We start from the raw sequence: 16,531 nt of genomic DNA on the forward strand, positions 1-16,531 counted from the left end.
TCCCACGTAAGACAAATGGCCGATCTGCTTTGCGGGCGCCTCAAGCACGTCAACCACCACACGCTTATCAAGCTCAAGCGAGAACTGCGCGACTTCGACGCGCACAAAAAGGAGTGGAAGCAATGAGCGCACTAACCGACCAACTGGCCGAGGCGCTGCGCGAGTTCGTTGCATCCGATGGGTTCCGCATCTACACGGCGTCGGAATGGCAGGAAAGGATGGATGCGGCTGCCTCTCTCCTCGACAAATATGGCGCCGCGAAGTCCGCGCCGGCCGCGTTGGCGGGCGGGTGGGTGCTGGTGCCGAGGGAGCCGACGCCGGAAATGCTGCGCGCCGGATTCCTGAGCGAGTCGAACGGATTTGATATTGAAACGCCAGCCGATGCTCCGGGTCTCGTCTACCGCGCCATGCTCGCCGCCGCTCCGCCCGCGCCTGCCGAGCCTGCCCCACTGCGCCTGACATGCGGGCAGATCGCGCAGCTCGCGGGCTTTGCCGGAGAAGATGGCGAGCCGTTCGAGGATCAGTCGGTGCTCGTTATCGAGCACCGCGTGGACGGCCGCAGCGGGGCCGGCCTGTACGCGCACTATGAAGAGCTGCCCGAAGAGGGCGCGATTCATCTTGACGGCAAATGGCCGGAACGCTCCGAACCTTCCAGCCCAGCCCAAGTGAATGGGCAGCTCCTGTTGCCTCATCCCGCCTTTGTTGATGCTACTCGTTTCGGCGACGTCTATTCCTATTCGGCCGACCAAATGCACTCCTATGCCCGCGCCGCCATCGCCGCGCTACAGCAGCCGAAGGAGTGCGGCTGTTACACAGAAACGACCTACGCAAACGGCATCGACGAATCGACCGTAGTCCGATGCGCGCAGCATGCGCAGCAGCCGAGCGCGCAGGAGGCGGATGAGGAGGTTATACGCCGTTTCATTTGCGCCTTGCGCGCGGCGGATTCGGTCGTGATGGCAAACGGCGGCGGAACGACGACTCGGCGCTTCGTTTTTGACGCCTTGCTGCCCGCGATGGAGGAGCAGGGAGTCCGCATTGCGTCCACCGCCGCGCCCACGCTGCGGTCGATCACGGATGAGGATGTGGAACGTGCCTGCATTGCCTACACGGGTAGCGCCGGTAAAGTGAAGGAAGGCCCTACTCGCGCTGCGATATGGATGCGCGCCGCCCTCGAATCCATGTTCCCGAACGGCGTGCCGGTAACTACTAACGCCTGAGTTAACGCGCCGCTGCGTAGCAGCGGTCGCGGTTGAACGAACTGTTATACGGTTGAGCGAGGTGACGGAATGAGCACAAGCACGAACGCAGGCTGGCGACTTACATACATGGGACGGTTAATGACTCAGCACGGCGCGACGATGGCTGACGCACAGAAGCATTTTGCTGATACCCAAAAATTGTACGGGATAGATTACTCAGACGACCCCGTGAAGCTCGCGGATGAGGAAGCTAAGTTGTTCGGGTTTGACTGGAGCAACTGGCGCCCGCACCGGCAAGAGACGATTGAGCGACTGCCGTGCCAAGGAACAAAAGCTTGGGCAAGGCTCCGAGGAATTTCACCCACCGTATAACTACAAATCTACCCCGCATCCGGGGCGATAAAAAAGTATCGGCACATTACGGAGTGAGCAATGACTGATGACCTGATCCAGCGGCTGCGCCCGCACGGGAATCCGTGCGAGTGGGCCGCACGAAGCGACGTACCGGACCTGCTGTGCTTGGCAGCCGATGAGATCGAGCGGCTGCGGGCGGAGGTTGGGCGCATGCGGGCTGAGGTAATCGCGTCGTTGAATGCCTCGCTGACCGTGATCCAGAAAGCAAGGGAATGGCAGGAATACGCGGAGCGGATCGAGCGTGATACTGACGCCGCGATGGCCGAGGAAATCCAGCGGTTACGTCGTGACAAGCCGAGGGCGGAAGCCAGCGCCGAGGGCGCCGAGGCCGAGCGCGACGAGTACCGCGAAGTCCTGCGCGACTTGTGCGCTCTGAATAGCGAAGAGTTTGCGCTGACCGGCGGCGGACCCGGCATCAAGGAGCGTTTGTCAAAGGCATGGGAACGCGCGCACGAACTGACGAGGATTGAGCCGTGAACTGGCCGAGTGACGCGGCGTTTGTCAACCAGCCAATCGCGGATCGCTGAGGGATCGATCCTGTGCTAAACGGCGTCCTTTCCACGGCAGACCTGCTCGCAGCGACCAGCTACGAGAGTGTCGGCGCTCTGCGCAGGAGCCTCGACAAGCAAGGTGTGCCCTACTTCCTCGGAAGGGATGGCCCATGGACGACGATCGAACTGGTGAACTCAGCAAAGCTAAAGGACGCGAACAGCGACAACGAACGCTACTCGCCAGAGATGTTGTGATGCGCGGTCGGCCACGACAGTTCAATCCGCGCATTCCAACGCACATCGAGCAGATCAAACTTCCCGCCAACGTGTACTTCGACCACCGCTGGGGTGGTGGCACGTGGTATCAACTCGCGTTGGTCGACGGCAGGCGCCGGCGAAAGGATCTGGCGAACGCCAAGGCGACGCTGGCTGACCTGCACAAGCGCATCGAGGAGCTGCGCGTCGGCGACAGCCGTGGCACGATCGACTGGCTCTGCGGCCTGTTCGCCGAATCCGACAAGTACAAGGCGCTGGCGCAGGGTACCCGCGACGACTACGCCTATTGCCGCGAGGTGCTTCGCAAGCGCAAGGACAAAGCGGGCGGCCCGCTGTCGGCGTGGCCGGTTGCCGCGTTCACCGCGCCCGTCATCCAACGTCTGGTCGACGGTATCGCGAAGACGCATCCATCCAAGGCAAACCATCTGCTGCGCTACCTGCGCCGGCTGTTCCGCTGGGGTGGCAACCGCGGCCACTGCGCCAAGCTCAATCCGGCCGACGGCATCGAAGCTGCCACGGAGCGCAAGCAGCGCCAGCTGCCCGAGCCGGCGGTCATGGCGTCGGTCATTCAGTACGCGGCCGCGTGCGGCGCTATTACGACGCGGCGGCCGGGCTCGCAGCCGGCCTACCTGTGGGCGGTCGCGGACATTGCGTACCTGTGCCGCCTGCGTGGCATCGAGGTGGTCACGCTCACCGACGCGAACGCGACGAACGAAGGCGTGATGACGAATCGAAGGAAGGGAAGTCGCGACAACGTGGTCACCTGGACGCCGCGGCTACGCATGGCGTGGGACAGTCTGGTCGAACGGCGGGATACGATATGGCGGGCCAAGCGCGCCGTCATTCCGCTACGCGCGGAAGATCGGCCGCTGGTGGTTGCGGAGGATGGTGCGGCTCTGCGTCGCGGTGTTCTCAAGACGGCGTGGCGGCGGCTGATGGTGGCCGCTGTCGCGACCGGCGCGATCACGGCGGATCAGCGCTTCGGCATGCACGCGTTCAAGCGGCGAGGCATCACCGACACCAAGGGCACCAAGGCCGACAAACAGCAGGCGAGCGGCCACAAGTCGGCGGCGATGGTTGACGTGTATGATTTCGAAGTGCCGGTGGTGAAGCCGGCGGGAGAGTGATGATGATGGGAATAGTCGAGCAGTCGTCAGCCGCGCCAGAGGTTCTTGGAGACGCTAGCCTTCTTCGGGCCCGCATTGAGATGGCGCGATCACGGTTACGATTGGACATCTCCGCCGAACTCATGTCATACGGCGCAGCCTGCACGAGCGATGCCGTAGACAAGGTGATTGCTGGTCTGCCACCTGATGTATTGGCACGCGAATTGGCGGCACGCGCCTGACGATGCGCTGTGAGGAATGCCGCTGGTGGCGCAAGATCCGGACCGCCATTGGCGAATACCGGCGCATGCCACCACACCCGCTGACAACGCCGTGGATCCGCGCTGGTGGCCAGCGACACATCGCGACGACTGGTGCGGAGAGTGCGCTGAAATCCCACGTACAAATCCCCGGCAAGTTCCTGACGCGAAACGCCCGAAGTAGCGCGACCACGTACAAAGAAGCGGTCCAACCGCCTGATTTTTCGACAGGGAGCCGGTGACTGTTAATCAGGGGGTCGTTGGTTCGAGTCCAACTTCGGGCGCCATCTTCAAAGGCCAGCAAATCATTGCTGGCCTTTGTTTTTTCCGGATGCAAAAATTTCCTGCCTCGCTGACGTTCGATGCACCGTCTCGGCTAGAGGTACAGTTTCGGTGCAGTGCCCGTACCGGAGCGCCTCATGGCAACGATTGTACGAACGCCTGATTCGGGTCAATTGCAGCGTTTCCTCGGGCCGACTCTGCTATTCGAGAATGGACCGAACCGCGTCCAAGGCTTCCTGCACCACTTGCGATGGCGCATTCTCTAAGCGCTTGAACGTCCGCGCCCTCGCATCCACCGTGCGGGTTTGATCGCAAAGAATGATGCCTTGAGTACGCGTACCTGATCCCATCAGCGTCACGCTGAATCCTGTTTCTCGCGAGGCTGCGCCTCCTTGCGTGATCGGCGCTACGAGGAGCAGGCCGGACGCCTTATTGAACGCATCCGCCGACAACACGAGCACCGGTCGCGCCCCACGAATCTCGCGGCCGTGCGTCGGGTCCAAGCTCAGTTCGAGAATCTCCCCGCGTTGTGGAACACCGCGGCTCACAGCCCCTCGCGTCCTTGCGGCGCATCCTCAAGCCATTCGTCGTCGCGCTGCCACTGCGTAGGCGACCTCGGGCTGGCAGCGAGGCGTTCGGCCAAGCTGCGCCGAGCCGGCGTGACGGAGAGGCTGCGGCCACGCAAGGACAGTTCGACCACAGAACCGGCGTCGACGGCCAGCGACTCGACGATGGTCTTCGGGATCGAGAGAATGACGGAGCCACCGGAGCGGCGGAGGGTTGCTGTACAGCTCATGACGAACCTACACTCGATGTTTTACTGGAGTAAAACATACGCCGATCTTGCTGGATCGGCAAGCGCGCTCCGCGCCACACGCCTCCGCCGCACTTTCGAGGTACAGCACAGGTACAGCGCTCAGTTCGCAGCAGCTTCGCCAACCTTCGCTAAGCTGCTGTTCTGGAACTTCTTTCCGCTTCGCCTGCCTTCGCTCGACTTCGCCAGAACATCAATAACTTATTGATTTCCTTGCGAGCTGTTAATCAGGGGGCGTTGGTTCGAGTCCAACTTCGGGCGCCAAAATTTCTTAGTTGTTGATCTGCATGGGCTCTGGTGAAAACCGGGGCCTTTTTTCGTTTGGGCACCTCGGCATAGGCTCTTGATGCTTCGGGCTACCGAGGCGAAAGACAGCCTGCGCTAGCCGTGCCACTTCATTTATTCTCCGGTGATGGCTAGCCAATCCGACGTGCGGCGAATCGCCCTCTCGCTTCCGGAAACCCGCGAGGAAGAGGACCGCTTTGCGTTCTCGGTTCTCAACGGCAGGAAGTACAAGGGTTTCGCATGGGTTTGGCTGGAACGCGTCCAGCCGCGCAAAGCGCGTGTGCCGTGTCACGACGTGCTGGCGGTGCGAGTCGCGAACCTGGACGCCAAGGAAATCTTGCTGATTTCCGATCAGCGCAAGTTCTTCACCGAACCGCACTACGATGGATTCCCTGCAGTGCTGGTCCGCCTGAAGGAGATCGGTCGGACCGAGCTGCGCGAGCTGCTGATCGAAGCCTGGGCCGCGCAGGCGCCGAAGGCGCTGCTCGTGAAATTCAAAGGCGACCCTTTGCCGGCGATATAGAGATATCGAACCTGGTGAATGCTAAGCGGACAGTCGCCCGATCGGGTCGAAAGCGACGGCTCGCAAGCGGCGCCGCTTTGCCCTTTCCCCTAGATTTCGTTCAAGGCAGCAATTCGCGCAGCGTCAGCGCCGCCTGACTTTCGACACCCTTGCGACGCAGCGTCAGCGCCAGTGACGTGCCCGGCGCCTGAGTGATCTTGTGAAACCAATCATCGCCACTCAATTGCGTCGCCGCTACGCCGTCGACCGCGATGATCTCGTCGTTTGCCTTGACGCCGGCGATCGCAGCCGGCGTGTGCTCGCCGACCAGTGCGACGGTGAATGCGTCGGCGCGGTCCTTGTACGCACGCACGCCGGAACGGTCGAACGGCGGCGGTGTCCAGCCCGGCACCGGTTCGAACCAGACCTGTCCGCCGGCGTAGTCGAAATCGAGCGTGAAGTGGGCGAGCACGTCGCTGCCGATGTTGCCGGCTTCGGTGCGCGACGAAAACGAGCCGTGCTTGTCTTCGGCATAGCGCGCGGCGAGATGGCGCAGGTTTTGCCCGGCGATGTCGAAGCGGTCCACACGGCTGGCCCAGTTGCGCGATGCGCCGCCGGCGCCGTACGACACCAGTTCGACGCCACTCTTGAGCCGCTGCGCGAAGCCTTGTTTTTCCGCCCATAGATGCTGCACGAGCATCGAACCGCCGTTGCCGGTGTCGAGCGCAAAGTCACCGCGCTTTCCTTCGAAACCCACCTCGACCAAGGGCTGGTCATCCGAAAATGTCATGCGCAACGGCACGCCGCCGCCGACATGCCGGTAGCCGGCGCGCGGGCGCAGCGTCAGCGTCTTGGCGCGGTAGTCGATGCGCGTGCCGAAGCGTTCGAACACTTCGAGCCCGATGATCCCGGCCAGCGGCGTGCGCGCGCCGCGTTCGATGGTGCCGTACTGCAACGGCATCACGAAGAAATGCTGGTCGGTCATCACCGCCGCGCCGATCTCGAAGCGACCGACGCGCACGTCGGCTTGCGTCATCGTGCCCTCGCCTGCGCCACCCGAGGTGCCGCTACCGACCGCCTTCAAACCGAGCTGTTGCGCGACATCTGGGGTGATGATGTCGTGGCCGCCGGTGTCGAGGATGAACGCGAACGGTCCCTTGCCATTGAGCTTCGCCTCGACCACGAGGTAGCGCGTGAACTCGAGCGGTACGGTCGTGCCGGCAGCCGGTGCCTGGGCATCGTCGGGTGGCGACGGTCGTGCGAAATCGCTGTCGCTTGCGTTCGGACGCGTCTGGTACGTGCGCAGCTCGACGATGTCGTCGCCGTTGCCGGCATCGTCGCGGGTGATGATCGAGAACGGCAGTTCGATGCCATCGACCTTGCGATAGTCGGCGTAGCTGACGCTGACGATCGAGATCGGCATCGTGCGCACGCTGCGTTCGAGCCGCGCGCTGGCGGGATCGAACCAGAGTTCGACCGCCTGGCCGCCCTGCGGCGTTGCGGTCAGCACGGCGTAGCGGCGTTCGCCCTCGTTGCGCATCGCCATCGCGCCGATCTTCGCGCCTGCCGCATCGCGGCGCAGCCAGCCGCGACGCGCAAGCCAGGCGTCGGTGACCGTCGCCGTTCGCGCAAACGCGGAATCGAGATTGTGCAGGCCACCCGAGGCGTCCTGGCGCCAGTGATCGCGGCCGTCGAAACCTTCGGCGTAGCGGACGACGCCGAAATCTGCACTCTGGCGCGAACGGCCATCGCGCAGGTCGACGTCCATGCGCCAGTCGGCGCTGAGGCCGGAGGCTTTTTCCGTGCCGTTCGCGCTGAGCCCGACGATCGCGTCCCAGGCATCGCCGCCGCTCGTCGCGCGGGCGCGAGCGAGCAGACTTGCCGCGCTTTCTACGGGTTTCGCGGATGCGCCGCCACAGAACAACAGGGCACCGAACAGGACCACGACGGTTTTCATTTCAACGTCCTTCTGAGGAGTGCAGGCAAGCACAGTGAAGCACGGACACCGCACGCGGTATTGCACCGGAGTTGCGCGTTAGGACCCGAGTTGCACGGTACGGCGCCGCTGCAACGGCGTCTGTCCGAAGCGATGCCGGAACGCGCGCGTGAAATGCGACTGGTCGTAGAAGCCGGCGGCCAGTGCGATCGCGCCGAGTGCTTCATCGCCGGCGGTCAAGGCACGATCGGCCTGCTCGAGCCGGCGCCGGCGCAGGTAGTCGCCGATCGTTTCGCCGCGCGCCTGGCGGAATGCACGCGCCAGATGGGCCGGATGCACGTTTGCCAGCGTGCCGAGTTCGGCCAGCGACGGCGTGCGCGCGAGATCAGCTTCGAGCGCCTCGATCACGCGATCGATCCAGCGCAGCGGCGCACGCGGAGTCGGCACGCGCATCAGACTGGCGAGCAGGTCGAGCGCGGCCGCCGCGATGGCCAGCGGAGCAGCGGCGTCCGCCTGGTCCAGCGCGCGCGCGAGTCGCGCGATCGGGACGGCGCCGGCTTGCAGGCGCAGATGCCGGTAATCGGCGACCAATCGAGCGAACGACCCGTCCGCCAGCCAGTCGCCGCTCGCCTGGATATTCACACAGCGCGCGCCCGTGTCATGAAAACGGTTCGCGTGCGCATGCCCGCCCGGATGCAGCACGACCGAGCCAGGCGCGCACTCGAATAACGCCGTGCTGCGCTGTTCATAACTGCCATCGAGCACCACACAGACATACGGCTCGGCGTGTTCATGCCGGTCGAGTTCAGTCGCGCCCGCGTGAATCGTATCGACGACGCGCAGGCCCGCCGCATCAATTCGCTGGCGCGGTGCGGTGGGCAGGCTGGGATCAGGGGGCTGGGACATCGGATGAAGGCTGCCGGAGAGGCGTCGTTCGATTCAGGGTGCGGGCGTTGGATGCGCGATCAAGGATCGAGGGTTGTGCTCTCATCTGCAAGCGCGCAACGTCGGCCGTGCGCTCTCCTGGTGCCCTCGCAGCATCGTCCGCCCAATCAGGGTATCGCCGACCTCCGCGCTGCCCAAGATCCATCAACGCCACTCATCGGGAGTTCCGGGCGTAAGGCACCGTGTTGATGGGGTCAACGCCATCTGCGAGATAGGATGTCACGTGATGTCGGGTTCACGGCGCCGGGCTTCCGCTTACCCGAGCAAATGGCTGATGTACGGTAGCGCAAAAGCGTCTCGCCCCCGTACGATCAGGCGGCCGATCCTATGGAGGAGTTCACGCATTGGGTCCACCGTCGGACGGCCGGAATCTCAGTAGGTGGGCGGTTCCCACAACATCGGGCGATCGCCGGAACCGTCCAGTCAGACTGTGCGGTTAATCAAGGCACTCGGAAAGCCACCCGGCGCTTCGAAGCCGTAGCGGAGATCGCGATACAAGTGCGTGGCCGGCGCCCAAGTACGGTTGATGGCCTTCTGCGCCTTTCCTCGGCGCGACCTTCAACGCAATATCACCAACATCGACACGACGCCGCTCTCACGATCGAAGTTCTGCAACGCCTTGCCGATCACGGTCCCTGGTGCCGGCAAGTCTGCAGCGCGCATCGCGCGGCCTGGCGTGGAAGAGGCCACGAGCAGATCGCCCAAGCGAATGGCGCCGTTCTCTTTGGTCACCTTGACGGGTACACGGCCGGCCAAGGCCAGCGCGGGACCGTTATCCGGCGTTTGCGCGCTGTGCTTGTCGTTGAGCGTGACACCGGGCTCGGTGGAAATCACGCCGACGACGCGTGTGCTGTTCGCACTGGAACACAGACGAAAGTGATCCGGATGATCCGGGTCGATCTCCACCACGTCGCCTGGCTGCAAGGCGGTCCCCGCAACAGGAATCAATTCGGCAAGGTCGGCGCCACCGGTCTGAGTGCCGCCGTTGAAGAATCCTTTGCCGGTCCGGTCGATACGCGCCACGTTAGCGCCACCAGCCTCGAAGATCGCTGGATCTCCGCTGCTGCCGTGTTGATCGACGACCAAAGCGTCGCCCATATCGTAGGTGATGACTTGCAACGTGATGCCGAAGCCGGTCGTCTCGGAATGCTCGAAATAGCCGGCATATCCGCCGGTACCCGAGGCGACGCCGTATACGCCGGCGGTACCGTTGTTGCCGAAAATGCTGTTCACTTCACCACGCACGCCAGCGCCTACGCTTTGGGTGTTGTTCACGAAGAAACTGCCGGCGTTGCCCTGGGAATGATCGGCGATGACGCCCGGTCCGATCGAAACGACCTGCACCGTGTTGGCCGTGTTGTTGGGGTTCGTACTCGTGAAGACACTGACTGCACCTGCGCCGGTATTGGTGAGCGAAAACAGCGGGCCGGCATCGGCCTGAGACGCAGAAAACGGCAGAACCAACGGCGGTGCGATCATCGCGTATTGCGCGGTGGGCGTGGTATTTACCCGCTGACGCGGGGCCAGCGTCTGTCCATTGACATTCACTTCAAGCCAATACTGCGTAAGACCAAAAATCAGGCCAAAGTCGAGGTCAGCCGTAAACAGGCCGTTGACGACCAGGATCGGCTGGCTCGGTACTTGTCCGATCTGGGTGCCTCCGCTAGCTGCATCGAACAGCGTAAACGTGATGTTGTACGTTCCATTGGCCAGCGCGCTCGCGTTGGTCAATTGTCCCTGGTACGTAAATGCCGTTGTTTGCGGTGTCGTTGCATGCACGTCGGTCAGCGCAAGCACAAGCGTCACGACAAGCGCGAGCAGTCGATAGTGATTCATGGTCAGCATCCCTCGAAGCCGTTGAAAAAGATTTCGTCCAGCCGGGTAACGGGCGCCACCGACCAGAATCCGGAACCGACTGCAACGGCTCCCCCGCTCGAATGCCCAGGCACCGGCTGCCCGATCGCGCCGGACAATTCAAAGCAGCTGCTGCTCGATCGCACAATTCCGCCAGCGACGATGGCGTAGACGCCGATGCCATAGCTGTTGGTCTGGGTTACTGCGTTGGCGGATGTCATCCGAGCCACATCGGCGCGATCGGTGGCGGACCAGACGGTGGTGGCGCTACCAAACACGATGGCTACGGCGAGGCCGCGTCGTATGTGCATGTATCGACTCCCCTGAATTCGGTTTCCCTACTCGAAGCCATGCGAAAAAATATAGTCATGCCGATTGATGACGAACGCATTGAAGCCGTTTGCAATCCTCGCGTTGGAACCCACCACCAGTGGACGCCCGGTGCCATCGAGGATCACAGCCGACGCGCCCGCATAAGACCCGAATAGTGCTGTCGTGTAACCACCTGGGCTGAAAGCGCTATCTAGCGTCGCATCGGCGTTGTAGTGCGCCAAAACCAGCACCTGCTGAGTGGTTCTACAGCTGCCGCTGACGAACAAGCGTCCGCTGGCATCGACTTGAACGCCGGTGGCCAAGCCGTCGGTGCATCCGTCAAGCGGAGTGTTGACTTGGCCGACGCCGCCGAAGCTGGTATCTGCCAGCCCGCCGGAAGTGAAACGAGCCAAAGCCATGGTTGCTGTCGCCGCTGGAGCAATCGGGAATGCCGTGCCTGCCACGATCGGCCGGTTCAATTGATCGACCGCGACCGCATTGGCATTGCCTCCATTCGCAAATGAGGCGATAGCGATCGCGCCGCCATGAAAAGTCGGGTCCGGGGCGCCATTGGGTAGTAACCGCGCCACGCCGAGGGCGCCGTTCGGGTGTGCCAAGTCGGCGACAGTACCGGCGACGATGATCGAACCATTGCTGTCGACGGCAATCGCCGAAGCTTGAGCGGCGCCGCCGCCGGGGGCGGCGACCGTCGCGACGCCGCCGGTTCCAAAGTTCGTGTCTTCAATCCCCGATCCGTTGTAGCGAACGACCGTAAACACAGGGTGGCCGGTGACGGAACTGCTGCTATATCCGGCAACGAGAATCGAACCCGAGCTGTCTGTGGTCATCGCCTTCGCGTAGGCGTCGTCCCGTCCGATGCGAGTGACGACTGTGCCGGCTGTACCGAAGTTGGAGTCCACACCGCCGGTGCTGGTGAAGCGCGCAAGGCAGAATGAGTGGTTCTGCGGCATTGCAGGGTTCGTGCAATCGCCGGCGATGACGATGCCATCGCCGGCGCAAACCTGCACCGCGTATCCGCTCGCTCCGTCGATACCGGCGGGCACCGTTGCGATGCCGGTGTTGTTGAAGTCCGTATCTTCCATGCCAACGAACGAAGGATTGTCGTCGCCGTGGTAGCGGACGACCGTGAACTGAGGGTTGCCGCCTGCAACAGGATAGGAATAGCCGCCCACGACGACCCGGCCCAGGCTATCGACGGCGACCGCGTTGGCGAACGCATCGGTCGTGCCGACTACGGTGACCGTATAGCCACCCGGCGGGTCCCAAATGGGATCGAGATCCGAGTCGGCTCTCACTGAGTGACTAAAAATCATTGTCAACCCAGTGCAAACGAACAAACGTGCCGTCCACACGTCAGTTGTCCCCTGCGGGGCTGATGGAATCGAGCTCACGGCTTGCGGTGATCAAGCCGGGCCGCACCAGGGCCCACCTCGTGACGCGACGGATCCAATGAACGACTTGCATGACACCATCCCGACGGAAATAGATCGCCGGGAAGATAGTCAGCATGAACTTGAGAAGCTTGAGCGTTACATGAGCTGAACGTGAGCGCGACTGTTTACACGCTGTTTCAAGCACTTACATCATCGCCCATGGCCCGCTGGGGGTAATGCCAACGGGTCCATCCTGCCATCGAGTCCTCGCCCGCTCCGAGGGACGGGGGTCAGTGGAGGCGCCGAGTCACTCTGATCGCTACTGCCGCACCGACTGAACGCGCCCAATGGCGCTTTCGCCGTTGGCGAGCTTCTCTGCGCATCTACCCCAGATGGCCGGCCAAAGTGCGCCATTCGTGGCCGGGTTCAAATGTACCTCCTGGACCAGCCAAGCTACCTCGCCGCGTCGTGAAGTGATGGGCAGCGAACCGACGAGGGTGAACGTCAGCCAAGGGCTTCTCCCCGTTTGAGCTTTTTCATTGCCTCATTGGGGTTGCCGATCTGATCGGACGCTGTCGCCGCTGAGAGCAGCTCGATCACAGGGCCTAGTCGTTCTTCCATGGCTTTACCGCCGAGTCGCTTGGCCACGACACGGATGGCCAGCGCCGTGTTGTGGGCCGCACTGGCCAAGGCATCCAGCATTTCCGCCGTCCGCTGACTTGGCATGCCGCCCGCCATGGCAAAGCGGCCATTGGCCACATCGGCAGCGCCGTTCGGATCGGGCCTGGCGCCGAAGAGCTCCATGATCGTGATGGGCTCCACCTTAGCGATCTTGCCCGTTTTGTGATCGACGATCACCTCGAAGAACTTTCCAGCCTTCGTTGTGTAGACCGAGAGTTGAGGTTTGCCGTCTTCGATTTCGAACTTGCTCGAAATCGGCGTCCCCTCTGCCTCGCTTGCTTTCAGGCCCGCCTCCAGTGAGACCTTGGCCGCTTTCAGCGCAGTGGCGAGCGCCGCCGCGTTCTTCCTGCCAACCCTCGATACCTTCAGGGGAACCCGAGCGCGATCGGACCACGCTTGATCACGTAGACGTGGCCGCCAGGCTCGCCGTGATTCGTCAATGAACTACATTCAATAATTTCAATTTATCCGCCGCTAATACATGAAATGGAAACAGATATTTCGCGCAAATCACAGCTGCCACATTACCCATCAAATCCGTCTGCGAAGATCACATCGGTACTCATCAGAGCGGTAATCTGAGCAGCATTGAGTGCGCCCCTATAGATGCGGAATTCATCGATAAAACCGTTGAAGTACGGGTCATTTGGATACTGCGAGCGGCCAATCGAATTTTGGCTGGTGCTGCCGAGGTGGAACGGTGCAAATTCCATAGCCGTATTCGAACCGACCACGCTGCCATTTACGTACAAGGTGCCGGTGGTGCCCAACAGCGTCACGGCGACATGAACCCATTGTCCCGGGGGTAAAGCCACCGCACTGTCGATCGCCACCTCGCCCCCATTGCTAGTGAGCGAGTTCTTAAAGCACAAATTGCCGTTGTCGCCCTTCGGCGTCAAAAACATGTAGTGGTCGGTACCTGAGCCGAAGTCGAATAGGCGTTCCCAGCTTCTTGTTCCTTTCCACTGGACCCAGGCCGCGATCGTGAAGTCGGCCACATCGACCAGAATGTCGTTGGGTAGACTGACGTAGCCGTCGCTGCCATTGAGCGACACCGCATCGCCTATCTTGCCGGCAACCCAGGCCACTCCACCGACCAATGTTCCCATATGCCCGTTGCCGCTCGAATCGGCTGCGCTGATGCCGCTGCTCTCGTTGAAAGCCAGGTAGGTATGCAATCGCGTGCCCGTGATAGCAGTCGCCTCATTCGATGCGGCGGTTTCGCCAGAAGGTGTTACGGCGGTCACGACGTAGTAGTAGGTACCCGCCGCCAAACCGTCGTCCGAGTAGGTAAGTAGATCGGTGATATCGCTCGCGATGGTTGCATAAGCTCCACCGCGGGTGGTACTGCGCTTGACGCTATAACTGGTCGCGTAAGCCGAGCCCCACCACGACAGCGTCACTGCACCTGCACTCACCGTCGCGGTGAGCCCGCTGGGTGCTGCGCCGCTGGCAATCGCATCACGCGCGAACGTGAGCGAGCCATACCCCAATTGGTCATAGGAGCCACCGCCACCGCCATAGTCGTGGTTGCCGCCTTCCGGCTCGATCAGGATCGCGAACTTCTGACAATAGGGTGCGGCCAAACCCCGGCGGTTGACGTAGTGGTTGTAGATCATGGCCCACTCGGGCCGAACGGCGCCCTGACTGCCCGTTGCAAATGCCGTTTGGGTGACATTGGAGTTTCTGTAAGTCGCGAACGGCACTGCGTAGTACATCGATCCGGATTCGATGAGATTGCCTTTGGCAACGTATTCGGCACCCGCTAGGACACGGTTGTTGTCATAGCCATACAGATCGACACCTTGGTTCCAGGCCATTTCGCATAAGGAGGTCAGCAGCGAGATGCTGAGCGTGTCATGTCCCTGGTCGCGTCCGGACTCCTGTGTCTGCCCGAGGTAGCCAGGATGGATGTAGTAGATTGTTTGCGCAATGGCGCCATTACCGAGGCCGGTCTTGAAATAGCTGATCGCCTCGTCGAACAGGGCTCGGTCGTCACACAGCACGCCGATGGACAGTATCGACGCCATGCAGCAGAGCTGCCAGTTGGAATAGACTGTGAGGGGAGTGAGACTTACGGTCAGGCCATGATGGTTATCCTGATAGAAGATATTGAGCATCATTGCCTGGAATCGAGCGAAGTCCACCGCCGTCCAACCCGAATACGTGCGCATGATTTCGGCAGCATTGGCGAACTGATAGCCCTGGATGCCTGACGCCAAAAACGCGTCTATGCTGCCGCCGAATCCTGTCAGCTTCGAAGACCACGCATTCATGATCTGCACCGCCTTGTCGGCATAGGCGGTGTCGCCCGATACCTTCCAGCGAAGCGCGCACGCGTAGGCGGCATGGACATCGTTGTACAGTGTGGCAAAGTTTTGGGCGTGCACGCCGTCGTTGCCGCGGTAGACAACGGCCTGCGGATTCGGCGTCCATGCCAGACTTGCGTGGTTGTTCCCAATCAATCGGTTCCAGCTGCCGATCCATGGGGATGCCTTCGCTGCGACCTTCTCCCTCATCCGGTCGAAGTCAGCCTGGGTGTGCAGAAGTCCAGGATGCACAAATGGCGTGGGCGGGGCACCGTTCGTCGTCTCGCTTGCACTTGTCGTCGCGGACCAGGAGAAAGAACTTCCGGCGTAAGCGAACAGACCTAATGCACCGAGACCGCCTAGGAACACGCGACGAGACTCGTCGTCTGCAATGCGAGCTGCGTTCCGACCATATCCATCGGCGTGGCCGGCGCTGATGATGTCTGAATTCAGGTCTGGACTTGATGCACGGTTCTTGCCTGACTTCTTCATGTCTATTTTTCTCGTGGGGAGTTGTATAGGGGGCGAGTCCACCTTGCAGGCAGCCAGTGCTGGGTATGCGACGCCGACAGCGCGTCCGAACTACCCGTATCGCCGATTGCACTGATTGTCCATAGACTTCGGAAACGCCGCGCGCGAGTGAGATGTAGTCCGCGTGTATCGACGTGTAAAAGTCGTGTGTTCACGTGTGTTTCAGAGTTTGGGAACGATCGCATCGAGGTTTGCAGGCAGCACAGACGAGATCCATGAGCCCGAGACGCAGCCACGCCCATTCGTCCGATGCATGAACATCGGCCGGCAATACCATCACAGGCGCTCGTAACGCGGTCGAGTGATACCTCGGCGGAACCGCGATGGTGATAGCGCACGGCCGCAAAGACCGCCAAGGCTCCGAGTAGCGAAACGAGAGCCCATGAGCGAATGGGCTCAGTCCGTGGAGAAACGGCGATGACTTCGTTCAGCAGCCCCACGTTGGGCGACGCCGGTGAGGCCGCGATCTCCTCTGAAACCAGCGTTGGTGCCTGAGCAGGCGATTGCTCAATCGCTGTTTCGACGACCCAGCGATAACCGAGCCGCGGCACGGTACGGATGCTATGTCCCCGAGAGCCGCTGTCCCCGAGCATGCGCCGCAGGCGCATGATCGTGTGGCTGAGCGTTGCTTCGCTGACGTCGGTGCGCCCCCAGACTGCCGCGGTCAGCTCATCGCGCCCGACGAAACGATCGCGGTGTTCGATGAGGTAGACAAGATACTCGACCGTGGAAACCGGAAGTGCGACCAGGCGTTCGTCTTCGCGGACCTCGCGCGTGGCGGATTTGAGCCGAAAATTGCGGAAACGATAAATCGATGCAGCCATTGCGCTCTCCGTTCCCGACGGTGCGTTGCCGGTACCGGGGCGGTCGATAGTCTAGTGCAACTGCTTCATTGGACTTGTGAAGCAGACGACGATCTCCTTGAGGTGATCGCACA

Annotated in this window: 15 protein-coding genes and 1 tRNA gene; 6 read left to right on the forward strand and 10 right to left on the reverse strand. The window is 61.9% G+C overall.

The genetic code is table 11. From position 1 onward, the window contains the following. Positions 1-122: 122 nt before the first annotated feature. From ABD002_RS16270 to ABD002_RS16290, 5 genes are all read left to right on the forward strand, one after another. Positions 123-1,220, forward strand: a complete 1,098-nt coding sequence (locus tag ABD002_RS16270; RefSeq protein ID WP_343792955.1) for a hypothetical protein — start codon at positions 123-125, stop codon at positions 1,218-1,220. A gap of 414 nt (positions 1,221-1,634) precedes the next feature. Continuing rightward, positions 1,635-2,093, forward strand: a complete 459-nt coding sequence (locus ABD002_RS16275; RefSeq protein WP_343792957.1) for a hypothetical protein — start codon at positions 1,635-1,637, stop codon at positions 2,091-2,093. Positions 2,094-2,155: 62 nt separating this feature from the next. Continuing rightward, positions 2,156-2,362, forward strand: a complete 207-nt coding sequence (locus ABD002_RS16280) for a hypothetical protein (protein WP_343792959.1) — start codon at positions 2,156-2,158, stop codon at positions 2,360-2,362. After that, a complete protein-coding gene (locus tag ABD002_RS16285) occupies positions 2,362-3,510 on the forward strand; it encodes an integrase (protein ID WP_343792961.1) in 1,149 nt (382 codons plus the stop codon). The genes ABD002_RS16280 and ABD002_RS16285 overlap by 1 nt, the downstream gene beginning before the upstream one ends. A gap of 412 nt (positions 3,511-3,922) precedes the next feature. Further along, a tRNA-OTHER gene (locus ABD002_RS16290) sits at positions 3,923-4,036 on the forward strand. A gap of 195 nt (positions 4,037-4,231) precedes the next feature. On the opposite strand, the gene ABD002_RS16295 is transcribed toward ABD002_RS16290, so the two are convergent. Then, positions 4,232-4,579, reverse strand: coding sequence for a type II toxin-antitoxin system PemK/MazF family toxin (locus ABD002_RS16295; RefSeq protein ID WP_343792964.1), 348 nt, complete (start codon positions 4,577-4,579; stop codon positions 4,232-4,234). Beyond that, a complete protein-coding gene (locus tag ABD002_RS16300; protein ID WP_343792966.1) occupies positions 4,576-4,827 on the reverse strand; it encodes an AbrB/MazE/SpoVT family DNA-binding domain-containing protein in 252 nt (83 codons plus the stop codon). The genes ABD002_RS16295 and ABD002_RS16300 overlap by 4 nt, the downstream gene beginning before the upstream one ends. Positions 4,828-5,257: 430 nt before the next feature. Between ABD002_RS16300 and ABD002_RS16305 the strand changes: the two genes are divergently transcribed. Next, positions 5,258-5,653: an MmcQ/YjbR family DNA-binding protein gene (locus ABD002_RS16305; protein ID WP_343792968.1), complete on the forward strand. Its 396-nt coding sequence runs from the start codon at positions 5,258-5,260 to the stop codon at positions 5,651-5,653. A gap of 100 nt (positions 5,654-5,753) precedes the next feature. On the opposite strand, the gene ABD002_RS16310 is transcribed toward ABD002_RS16305, so the two are convergent. The 8 genes from ABD002_RS16310 to ABD002_RS16345 form a co-directional block, all read right to left on the reverse strand. Beyond that, entirely contained in the window at positions 5,754-7,589 is a 1,836-nt protein-coding gene (locus tag ABD002_RS16310; RefSeq protein WP_343792970.1) for an aspartyl protease family protein, read from the reverse strand. A 78-nt stretch (positions 7,590-7,667) separates the two neighbouring features. Further along, entirely contained in the window at positions 7,668-8,474 is an 807-nt protein-coding gene (locus ABD002_RS16315; RefSeq protein ID WP_343792972.1) for a helix-turn-helix transcriptional regulator, read from the reverse strand. A gap of 597 nt (positions 8,475-9,071) precedes the next feature. After that, a complete protein-coding gene (locus tag ABD002_RS16320) occupies positions 9,072-10,349 on the reverse strand; it encodes a hypothetical protein (RefSeq protein ID WP_343792974.1) in 1,278 nt (425 codons plus the stop codon). Positions 10,350-10,351: 2 nt separating this feature from the next. Then, entirely contained in the window at positions 10,352-10,678 is a 327-nt protein-coding gene (locus tag ABD002_RS16325; RefSeq protein WP_343792976.1) for a hypothetical protein, read from the reverse strand. A 27-nt stretch (positions 10,679-10,705) separates the two neighbouring features. Beyond that, positions 10,706-12,052: an NHL repeat-containing protein gene (locus tag ABD002_RS16330; RefSeq protein ID WP_343792978.1), complete on the reverse strand. Its 1,347-nt coding sequence runs from the start codon at positions 12,050-12,052 to the stop codon at positions 10,706-10,708. A gap of 525 nt (positions 12,053-12,577) precedes the next feature. Next, complete coding sequence (locus tag ABD002_RS16335; protein WP_343792980.1) at positions 12,578-12,931, reverse strand: hypothetical protein; 354 nt, start codon at positions 12,929-12,931, stop codon at positions 12,578-12,580. A gap of 347 nt (positions 12,932-13,278) precedes the next feature. Further along, positions 13,279-15,555, reverse strand: a complete 2,277-nt coding sequence (locus ABD002_RS16340; RefSeq protein WP_343792982.1) for a LamG-like jellyroll fold domain-containing protein — start codon at positions 15,553-15,555, stop codon at positions 13,279-13,281. Between the two features lie 2 nt (positions 15,556-15,557). Continuing rightward, positions 15,558-16,418: a winged helix-turn-helix domain-containing protein gene (locus tag ABD002_RS16345; RefSeq protein ID WP_343792984.1), complete on the reverse strand. Its 861-nt coding sequence runs from the start codon at positions 16,416-16,418 to the stop codon at positions 15,558-15,560. Between the last annotated feature and the right edge of the window lie 113 nt (positions 16,419-16,531).

Origin of the sequence: Dokdonella soli (genome assembly GCF_039523175.1) — a bacterium.
GTDB lineage: Bacteria > Pseudomonadota > Gammaproteobacteria > Xanthomonadales > Rhodanobacteraceae > Dokdonella_A > Dokdonella_A soli.

What these genes read in the sequence shown, in the direction of transcription:
- ABD002_RS16270 (WP_343792955.1), top strand. Translation starts at nt 123, where the DNA reads ATGAGCGCACTAACCGACCAACTGGCCGAGGCGCTGCGCGAGTTCGTT.
- ABD002_RS16305 (WP_343792968.1), top strand. Translation starts at nt 5,258, where the DNA reads ATGGCTAGCCAATCCGACGTGCGGCGAATCGCCCTCTCGCTTCCGGAA.
- ABD002_RS16315 (WP_343792972.1), bottom strand. Translation starts at nt 8,474, where the DNA reads ATGTCCCAGCCCCCTGATCCCAGCCTGCCCACCGCACCGCGCCAGCGA.
- ABD002_RS16310 (WP_343792970.1), bottom strand. Translation starts at nt 7,589, where the DNA reads ATGAAAACCGTCGTGGTCCTGTTCGGTGCCCTGTTGTTCTGTGGCGGC.
- ABD002_RS16325 (WP_343792976.1), bottom strand. Translation starts at nt 10,678, where the DNA reads ATGCACATACGACGCGGCCTCGCCGTAGCCATCGTGTTTGGTAGCGCC.
- ABD002_RS16300 (WP_343792966.1), bottom strand. Translation starts at nt 4,827, where the DNA reads ATGAGCTGTACAGCAACCCTCCGCCGCTCCGGTGGCTCCGTCATTCTC.
- ABD002_RS16275 (WP_343792957.1), top strand. Translation starts at nt 1,635, where the DNA reads ATGACTGATGACCTGATCCAGCGGCTGCGCCCGCACGGGAATCCGTGC.
- ABD002_RS16340 (WP_343792982.1), bottom strand. Translation starts at nt 15,555, where the DNA reads ATGAAGAAGTCAGGCAAGAACCGTGCATCAAGTCCAGACCTGAATTCA.
- ABD002_RS16320 (WP_343792974.1), bottom strand. Translation starts at nt 10,349, where the DNA reads ATGAATCACTATCGACTGCTCGCGCTTGTCGTGACGCTTGTGCTTGCG.
- ABD002_RS16345 (WP_343792984.1), bottom strand. Translation starts at nt 16,418, where the DNA reads ATGGCTGCATCGATTTATCGTTTCCGCAATTTTCGGCTCAAATCCGCC.
- ABD002_RS16285 (WP_343792961.1), top strand. Translation starts at nt 2,362, where the DNA reads ATGCGCGGTCGGCCACGACAGTTCAATCCGCGCATTCCAACGCACATC.